The sequence below is a fragment of the Arthrobacter sp. TRD_SC_6 genome (genome assembly GCF_055361185.1).
Map to the genome: position 1 here is coordinate 2,739,039 of NZ_CM143953.1, position 14,272 is coordinate 2,753,310.

Annotated in this window: 16 protein-coding genes, 4 tRNA genes and 1 riboswitch; of the genes, 12 read left to right on the top strand and 8 right to left on the bottom strand. The window is 63.1% G+C overall.

Annotated features, from left to right (window positions below; translation table 11 throughout):
* Positions 1-41 precede the first annotated feature (41 nt).
* On the top strand, positions 42-710 hold the full coding sequence (locus ACWA1U_RS12945; protein ID WP_463722584.1) for an acVLRF1 family peptidyl-tRNA hydrolase: 669 nt from the start codon (positions 42-44) through the stop codon (positions 708-710).
* A 64-nt stretch (positions 711-774) separates the two neighbouring features.
* Here ACWA1U_RS12945 and rpe read toward each other — a convergent pair whose 3' ends face one another.
* From rpe to ACWA1U_RS12970, 5 genes are all read right to left on the bottom strand, one after another.
* Entirely contained in the window at positions 775-1,428 is a 654-nt protein-coding gene (gene rpe, locus ACWA1U_RS12950; protein ID WP_463722585.1) for a ribulose-phosphate 3-epimerase, read from the bottom strand.
* Positions 1,429-1,444: 16 nt separating this feature from the next.
* The gene (locus tag ACWA1U_RS12955) at positions 1,445-2,938 is read right to left on the bottom strand and encodes an RsmB/NOP family class I SAM-dependent RNA methyltransferase (protein WP_463722586.1); all 1,494 of its coding nucleotides are present in this window, start codon (positions 2,936-2,938) and stop codon (positions 1,445-1,447) included.
* Positions 2,935-3,852: a methionyl-tRNA formyltransferase gene (gene fmt, locus ACWA1U_RS12960; protein WP_463722587.1), complete on the bottom strand. Its 918-nt coding sequence runs from the start codon at positions 3,850-3,852 to the stop codon at positions 2,935-2,937. The genes ACWA1U_RS12955 and fmt overlap by 4 nt, the downstream gene beginning before the upstream one ends.
* Positions 3,849-4,469: a peptide deformylase gene (gene def / locus ACWA1U_RS12965; protein WP_463722588.1), complete on the bottom strand. Its 621-nt coding sequence runs from the start codon at positions 4,467-4,469 to the stop codon at positions 3,849-3,851. The genes fmt and def overlap by 4 nt, the downstream gene beginning before the upstream one ends.
* Positions 4,470-4,565: 96 nt before the next feature.
* Positions 4,566-5,429, bottom strand: a complete 864-nt coding sequence (locus tag ACWA1U_RS12970; RefSeq protein ID WP_463722589.1) for a cytochrome — start codon at positions 5,427-5,429, stop codon at positions 4,566-4,568.
* A 231-nt stretch (positions 5,430-5,660) separates the two neighbouring features.
* On the opposite strand from ACWA1U_RS12970, the gene ACWA1U_RS12975 reads away from it, so the two are divergent.
* The 4 genes from ACWA1U_RS12975 to ACWA1U_RS12990 all read left to right on the top strand — a co-directional run bounded on the left by ACWA1U_RS12975 (position 5,661) and on the right by ACWA1U_RS12990 (position 6,063).
* Positions 5,661-5,734, top strand: a tRNA-Gly gene (locus tag ACWA1U_RS12975).
* A gap of 54 nt (positions 5,735-5,788) precedes the next feature.
* Positions 5,789-5,862 (top strand) — tRNA-Cys (locus tag ACWA1U_RS12980).
* 21 nt (positions 5,863-5,883) lie between these two features.
* Positions 5,884-5,955: transfer RNA gene (locus ACWA1U_RS12985), tRNA-Val, on the top strand.
* Between the two features lie 31 nt (positions 5,956-5,986).
* Positions 5,987-6,063: transfer RNA gene (locus tag ACWA1U_RS12990), tRNA-Gly, on the top strand.
* 63 nt (positions 6,064-6,126) lie between these two features.
* On the opposite strand, the gene ACWA1U_RS12995 is transcribed toward ACWA1U_RS12990, so the two are convergent.
* Positions 6,127-6,441, bottom strand: a complete 315-nt coding sequence (locus tag ACWA1U_RS12995; RefSeq protein WP_463722590.1) for a DMT family transporter — start codon at positions 6,439-6,441, stop codon at positions 6,127-6,129.
* Positions 6,442-6,451: 10 nt separating this feature from the next.
* Positions 6,452-6,513, bottom strand: a riboswitch (guanidine-III (ykkC-III) riboswitch).
* Between the two features lie 186 nt (positions 6,514-6,699).
* Between ACWA1U_RS12995 and ACWA1U_RS13000 the strand changes: the two genes are divergently transcribed.
* On the top strand, positions 6,700-6,948 hold the full coding sequence (locus tag ACWA1U_RS13000) for an antitoxin (RefSeq protein ID WP_463722591.1): 249 nt from the start codon (positions 6,700-6,702) through the stop codon (positions 6,946-6,948).
* A 102-nt stretch (positions 6,949-7,050) separates the two neighbouring features.
* Here the strand turns inward: ACWA1U_RS13000 and zapE are convergent, their stop codons facing one another.
* A complete protein-coding gene (gene zapE / locus ACWA1U_RS13005; RefSeq protein ID WP_463722592.1) occupies positions 7,051-8,085 on the bottom strand; it encodes a cell division protein ZapE in 1,035 nt (344 codons plus the stop codon).
* 218 nt (positions 8,086-8,303) lie between these two features.
* Between zapE and ACWA1U_RS13010 the strand changes: the two genes are divergently transcribed.
* On the top strand, positions 8,304-9,206 hold the full coding sequence (locus ACWA1U_RS13010) for a sulfurtransferase (protein ID WP_463722593.1): 903 nt from the start codon (positions 8,304-8,306) through the stop codon (positions 9,204-9,206).
* A gap of 55 nt (positions 9,207-9,261) precedes the next feature.
* Positions 9,262-9,708: a SufE family protein gene (locus ACWA1U_RS13015; protein ID WP_463722594.1), complete on the top strand. Its 447-nt coding sequence runs from the start codon at positions 9,262-9,264 to the stop codon at positions 9,706-9,708.
* On the opposite strand, the gene ACWA1U_RS13020 is transcribed toward ACWA1U_RS13015, so the two are convergent.
* Positions 9,694-10,935 carry an alpha/beta hydrolase family protein gene (locus ACWA1U_RS13020; protein ID WP_463722595.1) on the bottom strand — a complete coding sequence of 414 codons (1,242 nt, stop codon included), beginning with the start codon at positions 10,933-10,935 and terminating at the stop codon, positions 9,694-9,696. The genes ACWA1U_RS13015 and ACWA1U_RS13020 overlap by 15 nt on opposite strands.
* Before the next feature lie 127 nt (positions 10,936-11,062).
* Here ACWA1U_RS13020 and ACWA1U_RS13025 point away from each other — a divergent pair, with 127 nt between their 5' ends.
* The 4 genes from ACWA1U_RS13025 to ACWA1U_RS13040 all read left to right on the top strand — a co-directional run bounded on the left by ACWA1U_RS13025 (position 11,063) and on the right by ACWA1U_RS13040 (position 14,244).
* Positions 11,063-11,554 (top strand): hypothetical protein, encoded by a 492-nt coding sequence (locus ACWA1U_RS13025; RefSeq protein WP_463722596.1) that lies wholly within the window; start codon positions 11,063-11,065, stop codon positions 11,552-11,554.
* Positions 11,555-11,568: 14 nt separating this feature from the next.
* Complete coding sequence (msrB, locus tag ACWA1U_RS13030; protein WP_463722597.1) at positions 11,569-12,003, top strand: peptide-methionine (R)-S-oxide reductase MsrB; 435 nt, start codon at positions 11,569-11,571, stop codon at positions 12,001-12,003.
* 142 nt (positions 12,004-12,145) lie between these two features.
* A complete protein-coding gene (locus tag ACWA1U_RS13035; RefSeq protein ID WP_463722598.1) occupies positions 12,146-13,522 on the top strand; it encodes a DUF6421 family protein in 1,377 nt (458 codons plus the stop codon).
* On the top strand, positions 13,519-14,244 hold the full coding sequence (locus ACWA1U_RS13040) for an SDR family NAD(P)-dependent oxidoreductase (protein WP_463722599.1): 726 nt from the start codon (positions 13,519-13,521) through the stop codon (positions 14,242-14,244). Before ACWA1U_RS13035 ends, ACWA1U_RS13040 begins: the two co-directional genes overlap by 4 nt.
* Positions 14,245-14,272: the final 28 nt, after the last annotated feature.

The window sequence follows — 14,272 nt, forward strand, 5'->3', positions numbered from 1 at the left end:
TGAATGACCGACACCGACCGCCCCACGGACAAGGACGCACAATGCCGGACAGCCGCCAGGTGCTGGTGCCCCCCGAACGCCTTCAGGGATGGGTCGAGCGCTTCGGCCAACGGAACGGGAGCGTCACAGCGGAGCAGCGGGGCGCCGTCGTCGTTCTCCAGGCCGTGAACGGGTGCACAGCGGAATTGACGCCGGCGCTTACCGGCACCGGCGGCACGGCTGCGAACGCCAACAGCGTTTCCCTGACCGTCCAGGACGCGGTGGACGCGCTGCTCCTCTCCACCGAACCGCCGGTCACCGTGGGCCTGTTGCTCATTCGCCGCGGTGGGTATGCCGCAGGGGTCTCCCGTGGTGGGGTCCTGCTCGCTTCGAAGACAGGCACCAAATACGTGCAGTCACGCACTGCCGCCGGTGGTTGGTCCCAGCAGCGGTTCGCCCGTCGCCGCGCAAACCAGGCTGACGGCCTGGTGGAAACGGCAGCAGAGCGCGCCGGGGCCATATTCGGGGACCACCGGTTGGACTGCTTACAAACCGGTGGCGACAGCCAGCTCATCTCTGCCTGCCTCAGCCACACCAGGCTTGCACACTACGCGCGGCTGCCGCTGCTACCCGTGCTGACTGTCCCTGATCCGCGCCTGGACATCCTGCGGAAAGCTGCCCTCGATGCGGTTGCCGTGCGCGTATCGATCACCGGAATACCCGACAACTGACTTCAGGTGCCGCGTTGCTGCATTGCTGACCGCGGTTTCTCGTGCACTACGGATTGTGCGCTGGTCAGGACGCCGCTTTGCGCAGTGCTGCGATCGCTGCTTCCGGACTGGACGTGCCGTAGACCGATGAGCCCGCAACGAACACTGTCGCTCCAGCTTCTGCAGCCCGCAGGATGGTTTCCTCTGTTATCCCGCCGTCCACCTGCACGGTCACGGGGAGGTCAGCGCCTCGGATTGCTTCGGCCGCCCGCCGGATCTTGGGCAGCGTGATGTCGAGGAAGGACTGGCCGCCGAAGCCCGGTTCCACCGTCATGATCAGGAGCATGTCCAGCTCGCTGAGCATGTCGAGATAGGGTTCGACGGCGGTGCCCGGGCGGAGCGCCATGCCCGCCTTGGAACCTGCGGAACGGAGCTCGCGGGCGAGACGGACAGGAGCGCGAGCTGCCTCCGCATGGAACGTCACCGAAGCGGCACCGGTTTCGGCGTACGCGGGCGCCCACCTGTCGGCGTCGTCGATCATCAGGTGGATATCCAGTGGGATGGGGCTGACTGCCTGGATACGCTTCACCACAGGCAGCCCGAGGGTCAGGTTGGGTACAAAGTTGTTGTCCATCACGTCCACATGGACGGCGTCTGCAGTGGCAATCCGCTTCAGTTCGGACTCCAGGTTGACGAAGTCGGCCGAAAGGATGCTCGGGTGGATACAGCAGGAGGCCATGGGAACCTTTCGGGATTCAGGAGCGCTTGATGAGGGCCAGGAACATGGCGTCTGTGCCGTGGACGTGCGGCCACAACTGAGCCGTTGATTCGTGTCCCGCATTCAGCGTATCCACGAGGCTGACGCTGTCGAGTGCAGCACCCGCGTCAAGGAGAGTGAAGCCCTCTCGGCCGCGAAGGCAGTCCTGCACGACCGCGCTGGTCTCGGCCGGATGAGGCGAACAGGTGACGTATGCCACCACGCCGCCCGGGCGGACTGTGTCGAGCGCTTCGCGCAGCAGCTCCCTCTGCAGCGGACCAAGCTCCACCAGGTCAGCGGGAGTGCGGCGCCAGCGCGCTTCGGGCCTTCGGCGGAGAGCACCCAGGCCAGTGCACGGCGCGTCGACGAGGACGCGGTCAAAACCATCCGGATGGTCCGAGCCAACGTCCCGGCCGTCTCCGACGCGGACGCTCCAGACGCTCTTCGGCACGGCACCCAGCGCCTGGCGCACCAGGGCGGCTCGGTGTTCGGAGGGTTCGTTGGCCACGAGTGTGTGTCCACGCTGCGCGGCAATGGCACCGAGGAGGGCTGACTTACCGCCCGGACCGGCGCACATGTCCAGCCAAGTTTCTTTACCTTCGGCTTCCTTTGCCAGGTTCACGGCCGCCAGCGCCCGTGCAACGAGTTGCGAGCCGGCATCCTGGACCCGGACGGTGCCTTCCCGCACACTTTTCAGGCGTCCCACATCCCCCGCGGCGAACAGCGCCGAATCCCCCACCACTTCACCGCTCCGGGCGCCTGCCTCACGGGCTTCTTCGAGCGATCCGATACCAGGAAGGGCCACCAGGTTCACCACCGGCGCCGCGTTGTCGGCCCTCAGAAGCTCGTCGATCTCCACTACGTCGCGTCCGTGTGCGACCAGGCTTTGACGCAGCGCGCGGACGATCCACTCGGGGTGGCTGTGCCGGAGGGAACTCAGCCGCACCGGATCCTCAATGCCCTGGGTGAGCTCATTGAGCCACTCCTCGAGCGAGCGGCGCGAAACCTTCCGCAGCACCGCGTTGATCAGGGACGAAGGGCCAGCTCCGATGACAGCGCGTGCGAGGCCCACAGTCTGGTCCAGCGCGGCGTGCGCGGGCACCCGCATGGCCATGAGTTGGTGCGTGCCGATACGGAGTGCATCGAGAATGGCCGGATCCAACTGATCAAGCGGACGGTCAACGCAAGAAGCAAGGATTGCATCGTAGGTGCCCTGCCCACGAAGGGCACCGTAGGCCAGCTCGGTGGCGAATCCGGCGTCCTGTCTGCCGAGCCGGTGCTTACGGATGCTGGTTGGAAGGACGAGGTTCGCGTAGGCGTCGTCCGAAGCGACCGCGCGCAGCACCTCAAAGGCAACCAGCCGCGCAGGGTCCGCGCGGCGGGTGCGCTCCGAGGGTGCCGCCGTCGAAAAGCTTCGGGCGCCTGACCGGTTCCGCTCCCGCCCGCGTTCGTTCCTCCGGCTTGAGTCGCCGGAGCGCTGTTCAGGTGTCATTCGAACCTCAGATCATTGGGGCGTGCGCCGCGGTACCACTGCGCAGCTGGAAGTGGCGTTCGTCCGGACGGCTGCAGCGTGCCCAGCTCCACGGCATGGGATCCGGTGCCGACGAGGACCGTGCCGTCCGCCTCGGCTATGGCCCCGGGCTCCAGGTCAACGACGGCGGTGCGCAGCTTGACCGGCCCGACCTTGCAGCGCTGGCCGTTCAGGGTGGTCCATGCGCCGGGCTCAGGTGTAACACCGCTGATTCGCCGTTTGATCGCCAGCGCGGGCTCGTTCCAGCGCACGCGTCCGTCTGCTCCGGTCAGTTTGGGGGCGAACGAGGGCTCGCCCTGCTGTGGAACCGCCTGCGCGCGGCCTTGCCCGATTGCGGAGAGGGTCTGTGCAAATAGGATTGCTCCGCTGATCGAAAGCCGGTCCAGCAGGGCGCCGCTTGTGTCATCCGGAAGAACTGCTTCAGTCAGTGTGCCGAACACCGGGCCGGTGTCGAGCCCCTCCTCGAGGAGGAACGTTGAGGCCCCGGTGACATCATCCCCGTTGATCAATGCATGCTGCACAGGTGCTGCACCGCGCCAGGCTGGTAGGAGGGAGAAGTGCAGGTTAATCCATCCATGCGCAGGGATGTCCAGCGCTGCCGGTGGAACGATGCCGCCATAGGCAACGATGGCTGCGGCGTCCGGTTTGAGCTCGGCGATGCGCTCGATCACACCGGAATTGATCCGGTTCGCTTTGATGGTTTCGATTCCCGCATCAGCTGCTGCAGCGGCAACCGGGCTTGGAGTGATAACCCTTTTGCGCCCGATGGGTGCGTCCTCCCTGGTCAGGACGGCAACAATCTCGTGGCCGGTCCGCTGAAGTTCAGCCAGGGAAGGAAGCGCCACAGAAGGCGTTCCCGCGAATAACAGCCTCACTCCGCACCGCGCCTTGCGGCCACGCGGGGCCGGGCGTCCGGCTGAGAGACGGCGACAGGTGGCGTTGCCGAGCCGAAGGCAGACCCAACCGCCGAGGCACGTTCCTTCGCCGTGCTGGACGCCACGGAGTTGTAACTGGTGTGCCGAAGCGACTGCATGGCTTTCCGGCGGTCTTCGCCCTGAAGCCGGTCAATGTACAGCCGCCCGTCGAGGTGGTCGGTCTCGTGCTGGAAGCAGCGTGCAAGCATGCCCGTGGCGCTAATTTCCAGTGGCGCTCCAGATGTATCAAAACCACGCAGCAGTACCTCGTTGGTCCTTGCAAGGTCGAAGCCGAGACCGGGAACGGAGAGGCAACCCTCCAGTTCACCGGATTGAACCGAATCACCCAGTACCAGTTCCGGATTGATGACGTGCCCTTCCTCGCCGTCGACGGCGTAGGTGAAGACCCGCAATGAAACGCCCACCTGCGGGCCGGCGAGGCCAGCACCGCGAACGCTGTGCATGGTTTCCATCATGTTGTTCACCAGCCTGGCAAGCTCAGGGCTGAATTCCGCGACCTCGACGGCAGGCGTGCGCAGCACCGGATCGCCGATCAACCTGATACTCATAACCGCCATACGGAAGTGCGTCCTTCGATTTTGTGATGATAAGCGTCAGCTCTGCAGATATATTTGCCGCTGAAGCAGGTCAATTCTATGTGTTGTGGCCGTTTATCACGCGCTCCGGGGTTCAGCGGCGGCCGGAGGGGGCACTGCGAGTAACGCGCTGCCGGCAACGGCGGCTTCGGCATTGGCTTCCCACGCGCGCCGCAACGCGCAGAATTTGAACCAGTGCTGCTTGAGGACCTCCGGGTTCGCCCGCAGCGCGCGTACTTCGGTCTGGCCGACCGCTACCCCTAGCAGCACTGGGTCGGCTCCATATTTCCAGGGTTCCCAGGTTCCGGCCACGGGGTCAACCAACGATTCCTGGGCTTTCATCCCTGCTACGAGCTGCATCACGACCTTCTCATCCAAGGGCTTGACCATCCCGTCGCGATCAGTAGCCCGGGTTTTGAAGTCAATGATGCACAACCGCCCCCCGATGGTTGCAACCAGATCCAGTGTTCCGGCGTAACCGAGTTCAGCGTTCCAGACCGTAATTTCCGGCGCAATGGGCTTGACAGCGTACAGCGTCCACCATTCGTCGAACCGGGCAGCGAATTCCTCTTCGCCGTTCTGAATAAGGTCCTGGCGCGCGCGCTCCACGGCATGATCCCGGCCGAGATCCCGCAACGCTATTTGCTCGCAGTAGTAGTGAACCCGGGAACCGCGAAAAGCAGCCGCATTCCTGTAACGCTCCGCTGCCTTTGAAGCGTCCTGAATAACGGCCCGCATTTCGTTGGCATTGCCCAGGGAGGCGGGAAGCCTGGGATCCTGCGCCAGCGCGCTTGCCGCCATATAGCCAAACCAACCGTCCAGTGAAGAATTCGATGCCTGGGAGATGACGGTGGTTATTGACGGCACAGTGGGCGGCTCGGACGTCGATCGGGAATACATCCGCCCGCGATCAGTGGCGTGTGCAAGGAGCGGCTCGGTCATGATTCCAGTGTGTCATCCGTTACCGACACTTCGGGAACTACGCTGTAGGGCGCAGACCGGCCTGTAACACCGCCTTATACAGCCAGTTCCAGCAATTTCACGGAGCCACACTGGGCGAATCCGAATTGGACGAACGCATGTTCCTCGGATATTGTTCTTACTCGTTGGAAAGACGCCGGGGACGGGCAAATCGTTTCTTAGATTCGCTGCTCAAAACCGGAATTCTTTCGTGCGGACGTAGCTCAGCTGGCTAGAGCACCACCTTGCCAAGGTGGATGTCGCGGGTTCGAATCCCGTCGTCCGCTCGCAAGTCACTGTATTCGCCGGCTCCGGTTGGCGATCCTGCTCAGGTGGGTCACGGTGGGGTGGCCGAGAGGCGAGGCAGCGGCCTGCAAAGCCGTATACGCGGGTTCGAATCCCGTCCCCACCTCCATACGGGTGATTTGCAAGCCACGGGCGATTGGCGCAGCGGTAGCGCGCTTCCCTGACACGGAAGAGGTCACTGGTTCGATCCCAGTATCGCCCACGCAAGGCGCCTCCTTGGGAGGCGCCTTTTCGCGGACGTAGCTCAGCTGGCTAGAGCACCACCTTGCCAAGGTGGATGTCGCGGGTTCGAATCCCGTCGTCCGCTCCAAAAAAATCGCCTTGAGCAGACAGGCAGAGTCATCTCCAGGGGTGCACCGCAGGCGGAAGAGTCCTAGTGCAGAACTTTCAGCCCCACAACGCACGCCACAATTCCCAGCACCAGAAGCACCTTCGCCAAAGAGGCTGTCTCGCCGTCGAATATCATGGCGTAAGTGACAGTAAGCGCCGCGCCGATGCCCACCCACACTGCGTAGGACGTGCCTGTGGGCAGCGTACGCATGGCCCAGGCCAACCCGATCATGCTGAGTACTAGCCCAACCCCGAAGAACACGGAGGGCCACAACCTGGTGAGTCCCTCCGATTTGCCCAGTGCGGTTGCCCACACAGCCTCCAGAACCCCTGAAATAACGAGGATGACCCACGCCATGATCTGCTCCTGAGCGCCGTCTTTTCGCTGGCCGGGTACGGCGCACCTCGTCCGGGTGCTTTGTAGCTCAATCAGGCTGTCACACCAGGGCTGCCGAGGCAATACGGCGGCCGCCCCGCAAAGACAGCGCCCACCGGAAAAACCTGCACGCCGCCTCACGCTGAGGGCGAAACCGCAGACCCTTGGCCGCGGCACACCTGCTCTTTATGATGGTCAGCGGAGGGAACAAGAGGTTCCCGGTGAAGAAGGGAGGTGTCTGTGTCTGTTTTTGACGGGCTCAAAGGCAAGGCCGGAGAGTTGAAGGACAAGGCAGCCGGACTGGTGGGCGAGAACTCCGGGAAAATCAAGGAGGGCATCGAGAACGCTGGAAACTTCGTTGACAGCAAGACCGGTGGCAAGTACTCCGACAAGATCGACTCGGTTCAGTCCAAGGCCTCCTCGATGGTCGACAATGTCGACGGCAAGGATGGCACCCAGCCTGCTGATCCGCCGAACGTTCCGGCCTGATCACCTTTAGCACGACAAAGAAGCGCCGACCCTGCTGCGAGGCAGTGTCGGCGCTTTCGTCTTGCTGGGCCTCATATGAACCGGTTCCCGGCAATCCCTGCTTCAGGCTGCAGGCTCCTCCGCCTGCCGCGCGAGCGCAGTCAGCCGCGACACAGCGCGATAGTACTTCTTCATGTAGCCGCCCTCCATCATTTCCGCGGTGAACAGCTCGCTCAGCGGCCTGCCGCTGGCAAGGATGGGTACGTCTTTGTCGTACAACCGGTCCGCCAGCACAACAAAGCGCAAGGCGACTGCCTGCTCGCTGATGGTTTCGACGTTGTGCCAGGCGACGGCGTCGATTCCGTCTATCAGCTGGCGGTAGCGGCTGGGGTGGACGCCGGCCAGATGCCTGACGAGGTCGCCAAAATTGTCCTCCGCAACGGTTGTTCCGTCTGGTAGCGACCGCACCCGACGACGGACCTGTTGTTCAGAAAGCGGTGCGGGCGCTTCTGGCAGGCCCCGGTGCCGGTAGTCCTCACCATCGATCCGGACGACATCGAACTGGTCTGCGAGTACCTGGATCTCACGTTGGAAGTCGACGGCGGCGAATCTTCCATCTCCGAGGGATCCAGGCAGCGTGTTCGAAGTGGCCGCAAGCTTCACGCCGGCGTCGGCCAGTTCCCGCATGAGCCTCGACATCAGGACGGTGTCGCCGGGATCATCGAGTTCAAACTCGTCGATGCACACGAGCTGGTAACCGCTCAGCGCGTCAACCGTCTTCCGGAAGGACAGCGCACCGACAAGGTTGGTGTACTCGACGAAGGTCCCGAAGGCTTTCCTGCCCGAGGTGGCATGCCATAGCGATGCCAGGAGGTGGGTTTTACCCACACCGAATCCGCCGTCGAGGTAGATCCCCGCACGGCTCTCCTCCCGTTTCGATCCAAAAAGCTTTCTTAGTCCACTGGGTTTGGGAGCGTTCACCGTCGAAGCGAAGTGACGCAACGCCTTTACGGCGGCCGTCTGGGAAGGTTGCTGCGGGTCCGGGCGGTAGGACTCGAACGAAACATCGCCGAACCGCTCCGAAGGGTAGAAACCATCGAGCAGCCCGTCCACGGAGACCTTCGGTGTGCGTTGGGTCAGATGTTCGATGGTTGCCACAGGCGGAGCGTCTTTCGTCGGTAAGTCTTGAGGCGGCTGATTGGACCGCGCTAGGCAACAATACGTCAGCGCAGCGGAACGCGATCGATGCAGGCATCGGTGCCCTCCCATACGGTGAAGGTCAATAAGGCGCCCGATGACCCAGGCGGAAGCAATCAACCCGGCTCGTGGTTAGGCTAGAGAAGAATCAGTGATCGATACAGGAAGGCCATTTACGGATGAGCGTCGCAACAGACACCAACGAAAAGTTCGCCGAGTACGCCCACCCCGAGCGCCTCGTCTCCACCGAGTGGTTGGCCAATAATCTCGGTTCTGACGGCCTTGTGGTTGTCGAGTCGGATGAAGATGTACTGCTCTACGAGACCGGCCACATTGAGGGTGCCGTGAAGATCGACTGGCACACTGACCTCAATGACGAGGTTGCCCGTGACTACGTCGACGGTGCCGGATTTGCACGCCTGATGTCAGCCAAGGGCATTTCGCGGGACTCCACCGTGGTTATCTATGGCGACAAGTCCAACTGGTGGGCCGCCTACGCACTCTGGGTGTTCACACTGTTTGGTCACGAGGATGTCCGTCTCCTCGACGGCGGCAGGGACAAGTGGATCGCCGAGGGCCGCGCGCTCACAACGGACGTGCCTGGGCCGGAAGCAACCGACTACCCCGCTGTTGAGCGCAATGATGCGCCCATCCGCGCCTACCTTAGTGATGTCCTGGACCACTTTGGCAATCCCCTGATCGACGTTCGTTCAATTGATGAGTACACGGGCGCCCGCACGCACATGCCGGCTTACCCCGAGGAAGGCGCGCTGCGTGGCGGGCATATTCCATCGGCTGCTTCCGTTCCGTGGGCGCGCGCGGCGGCAGAAGACGGGACGTTCCGCAACCGCGGAGAGCTGGAGGCGATCTACCTCGGCGAAGCCGGTCTGAAGGAGGGCGACGACGTCGTTGCCTACTGCCGCATCGGTGAGCGTTCCAGCCACACCTGGTTCGTCCTCACGCACCTGCTCGGCTTCGAAAAGGTCCGCAACTATGACGGCTCCTGGACGGAGTGGGGCAACGCAGTCCGTGTACCGATCGTCAAGGGTGAAGAGCGCGGCGTCGCGCCTGCCCGCGCGTAGCAATAGACTAGGTGCCCCGGGCAGGAAAGCTGCCTGGGGCAGATTGAGGACCGCAGTGGAAACAACGGCACTACCCCAACAGCTCGCAGAGATCATCGATGACTTCCAGGCGCTTTCCGAGCCGGACCGGCTTCAGCTGCTGCTCGAGTTCTCCCGCGGCCTGCCCGCGCTGCCAGAGCATCTGCAGGACCATCCAGAACTGCTGGAACAGGTAGTGGAGTGCCAAAGTCCCTTGTTTCTGACGGTCGAAATGCAGGACAACACGGAACGGACCGTATCGCTCTACTTCTCCGCTCCCCCTGAGGCGCCCACTACCCGTGGGTTCGCCGGCATCCTTCAGGAAGGCCTCGACGGATTACCGGCAGCCACGATCCTCTCGGTGCCCGACGACGTCCCGGAGCTCCTTGGTCTTACCCGCGCCATCACTCCGCTTCGGCTGCGGGGAATGACGGCCATGCTCGGCCGCATCAAGCGCAAGCTCAGGGAATCAGGAGCGGTTTAGCCGGTTCCCGGGAGCCGCGCGGCTGAAAACGTTCTCGCCCAACCAACGGGTGGCGACACCGTGCCAGCGGTCCGGGTCCGCGTTCCACTCCTTGGTGTGCCGGGCCCGGTGGAACCGCTCAAAGGTCACGAACGCGGGATTCCGCTCGGCCAATTCCGCTGAGGGGCCAACCGGAACAAATTCGTCGTCCTCGCTGTGCAGGATCAACGTGGGAATGGTCAGCTGGTCCGCCCTCGTCACCCAATCCATGCTCTTCAGGTCCACTGGTGTGGCGAGCCCGGTTACCGCTTTGCCGATCCGGTTCGAGATGAGCCATTGACCGAGCCTACCGGCCGGCGCGGGGATGCGGTTCACCTCTGCCTGGTGGGTCAGCACATTCATCCAGTCAATGACCGGACCGTCCAGGACCAAGGCCCGGACGCGGGTCCGGTACCTGGACACGTCTGCAACCTGAAGGCAAATGGCTCCGCCCATGGACCAGCCGAAGAGAACAACGTCCTCAGCGCCGTGGCCGAAGGCGTATTCCATCGCGGACTCCACGTCCTGCCACTCAGTCATTCCCAGGCCGTACCGCCCGTCGGGAGCGTATGGCGCTTCGCCGTCATTCCGGTAGGAAACAAGCAGACTGGTCATCCCAAGCTCACGCGCGGTCTGCACCGCCCGCAGTCCCTCGGAGCGCTGCACTCCCCTGCCATGCACCATGATCGCCCATGTCCTGGCCGGCGATTCGGCGCGGATAAGCCAGGCCGGAGCGAGCCCGCCGGAAACAGGTACCGCTATCCGCTCGTTCGCGTAGCCCAGGTCCGATGGTTCCGAGTAGACAGATCCGCTCCACCACCCGCGGGTGGCCGACCGGAGGTCACCTGAATAGACTTCTTCGACGTCGCGCTGGACCGTGCCTTCCCTTGGCACGTAGGAGCGGATGACGCCAATCCGCGCGTGCCCGCCACCGCCGTCGAAATAGAGGCTGTACGTGCCTTCGACGGTGGTGTCTTCGTTCGCGGGGAGAATTACCTGCAAGCCATCGGTTGATTGAACGACGGCGAGTATTTCCAGCTTCTCATCCCGCTTGCCGGGAGTGACGACTTCCTTGGCGAAGTGCGCCGCGAGTGCGGAGGTGGCGCCAGCGATGATGGACGTGGCTGCGGCGCCCGCTCCCAATCCCAAGGCCGCCCATCGCAGCCACGGGTATTTGCCTTCAGTGACTGGGGCTGTGCTGACTGGCATATGCCTATTGTGACTGACTCCGCCGCCTCGCGGCGAACGCTCGCAGGCGGCGGAGTGTCGGTGGGAAACCCCTACGCGGTCCCGGCACAGCTTATGAAGGGCGGGTCCTCCGCACTAGTCTTACTGCATGGCTGAGACAATCGTGGTTCTTGCAGAAGTCCCCCTGACGGACGCCGACGTTCGCAATTTGCGCAGGCTCGCAGGGGAAGAAGCGGTTGGCTATTTTGTTGTTCTCCCGGAGGACCGGCACAAAAACCTGCTGGGAGAGTTTCTCAACCACTTGAGCCTGCTCGAGTTCGCAGACGCCTTTCGGGATCTCTCGTCCGGTCAGCCTTCCCCTGAAGATGCGCGGTTATCGGCCCATCGTGCGCTTGAGCAATCCCTTGCCGCCCTGGCTGCCGTCGGCCTTCCTGCGGATGGGAAAGTTGCGGCAGGCAACCCGATCGAGGCAATGGTTGGCGCCGTAGCCACCCATGACGCGCAACAGGCGGTTGTCTTCACCCGACCGCATGCGGTCGCCGACACCTTTCACACAGACTGGGCGAACCAGGCTCAGGACAAACTCGGCATCCCGGTGCTGCACCTATACGCCGGCTCGGGATTTATCGGCGACTCATGAGCGTTGAACCAATCATGAGCACAACAGAACCCCAAGGCAGCAACCAGTCGGCCCCCGTTGAGAAGACCGATGAGCAGTGGAGGAGCGAGCTGACCCCTGAGGAGTACAAGGTGCTCAGGCAGGCCGGCACCGAACGGGCTTTCACCGGTGAATACACCGACACCCATACCAAGGGGGTGTATCAGTGCCGTGCCTGCGGACACGAGTTGTTTACCAGCAACGAGAAGTTTGACTCCCATTGCGGCTGGCCATCGTTTTGGGCTCCGCTCGCTGAGGAGAGGGTGCGTTATATCCATGACCGGTCCCTCGGTATGGCAAGAGTCGAAGTGCGCTGCGCACGGTGCGACTCCCATCTGGGCCATGTCTTTGAAGGTGAGGGCTACGGAAATCCCACCGACCAGCGGTTCTGCATCAACTCAATTTCCATGCGCCTCGTCCCGGCCAGTTAGCAGCTTAAGCGGAGCTACGGGGAGCCTGGATGGGAGAGCTTGCGAGCGACAGACTATCTTATGGTTAGTCTGATTTGACATAAGTAATGCTGTCCTATTGCTACGCTCGGGGTAGTTTTTCACCCCCACCGCAAGGAGAGTCATGACTCAAGCCGTCGAGTCCCCCGTCCAGGAATCCCGAACAGCGGAACCCGAGCTGCATCCTGCCTGGCTGGACCTCAAAGCAGCTGCCTCCGCCCTCCGGTCGCTGCAGGCAAAGGATGGATCCGTGCCGGAGCCTGCGGATTGCATGGCGGCGACGGAGCTCGTGGACACCATCGTCCACTGCGTCCAAAAGCTGGCGCCCCTGTTTCCACACGATTCGGCCTACCTCGAAGCACTGCGCACCGATCTGCTGCGCTGGAAAGATTCCGGGCTCGGAGTTCCTGACTTCCTTGACTCCCTGGTGAAGTTTCAGCCGCAGGTGAACCGTGTTGACGGCCGCCAGCATCTGGTGCTCTTTCCGATGTACACCCAGAACGGCAGCTCGAGCCGTCTGGTCGAAGCAGTCCTCATCGAGGTTGTTTGGCCGGAATTCATCGCTGAGCTCGAGGCTGGGGAGTACTCGAACAAGCTCTTCGTTCCGATCCGATTCCTCGACTTCACCTCCGGGTACGACACGAATTCCGCCGTGCTCTTTCCAGAAACGGTCGCTGTCCGCGAAACCCCGCAATTCACCTGGGGCGCCATCTTCGCCGACCGGGAAGCGGCCCGTTTCCGTCGCGTAGTCACTGCAGCGGCTGATATCACCCGCCTGGACCTGCCCGAAGAGGCCCGCCTGCTCCTGACGGATCAGCAACTGGCCGAAGAGACATTCGTGATGTGGGATCTCATCCACGACCGCACCCACATGCGGGGGGACCTCCCCTTCGATCCCTTCATGATCAAGCAGCGCATGCCCTATTTCCTGTATTCGCTGGAAGAGCTGCGGTGCGACCTCACGGCGTTCCGCGAGTCCGTGCGCATAGCGGCCGACGACGACGCCTCCGACGAGGCACGCCGCCACGCCCGGCTGGTGCAGTACGCGGTGATCTTCGACCGCATCTTCCGCTTCTCCATCACGGGCAGCCGTGTTCGCAACTACGACGGCCTGGGGGGTCAGCTGCTCTTCGCATGGCTCCATCAAAACCACGTCCTGCACTGGACGGACACCACCCTCTCGATCGACTGGGACGAGGTTCCCGCCGTCGTCATCGCCCTCGGTGAGAAGATCCAGCAACTGTACTGGCGCTCCATCGACCGGCCGAAGATGGCCCACTGGCTTGCCGCTTATGATCTGGTCTCAGAGACGGTGACCCCCCACCCCGCCTCTGTCTGGGCGAAGGGACCCGATGCCCTCCCATTGGACGGCCCTCCACGCGGCCTGACAGACGCCGTCCTCGACGACGAGTTCCCGCTGTCCATGTTCTTCGAAGCGCTGGACAGGAAGATGAAGGAAGTCGTCGAATCCACAGCCGGCATCACCGGCCGCAGCTCATGACCGGTTCCGCACCGGACCTCGAAGGGCTCACCGTCGTCGTTGCAGGCGCGAGCAGCGCAGCGGGCGTAGCTGTTAGCGAGGCCATGACGACGGCGGGTGCCCGCGTCGTTGCGGTCGGCTCGCATGCCGGAAGGCTCGATTCTTCGCTCGGGCACCTCGGCGTCGAACTGCGGACGTGCGACCTGACGGACTTCGATGCAGTGTCCGGACTCGCCGTGTCGCTCCGTGAGGACGGCATCCGGGTTGATGGACTGTTCCACCTCGTGGGCGGCTGGCGGGGTGGATCGGGGATCGCTGACCAGAGCGAGGAGGATTATGAGTTTCTTCACCGGGCCGTCCTGACCACGTTGCGCAATACAACGCGTGCCTTCATCGGTGACCTGGAGGCTTCCCCGCGGGGACGGCTTGCCATCGTGTCCGCGACTGCCGTGGACTCACCGATTGCGGGGAGTGCCTCCTATGCTGCGGTGAAATCCTCCGCGGAAACCTGGGTCCGGGCCGTAGCCCAGCAATTCGCTGGGCAACAGGAGGGCTCGCAGGAGCGTGCCGCAGCAACTGTCGTCGTCGTCAAGGCGCTGCTGGATGAGGAAATGCAGGCAGCTCGTCCCGACCGCAAATTCCCCGGTTACACCCACGTACGCGACCTCGCGGCGGCCCTGGCTGCTCTTTTTGATGAGGAAGCCGCGGTCATCAACGGTCAGCGAATAAGCCTGGCCCACTGAGCCTTACCGTTAGGGCAGCGCTCCACAA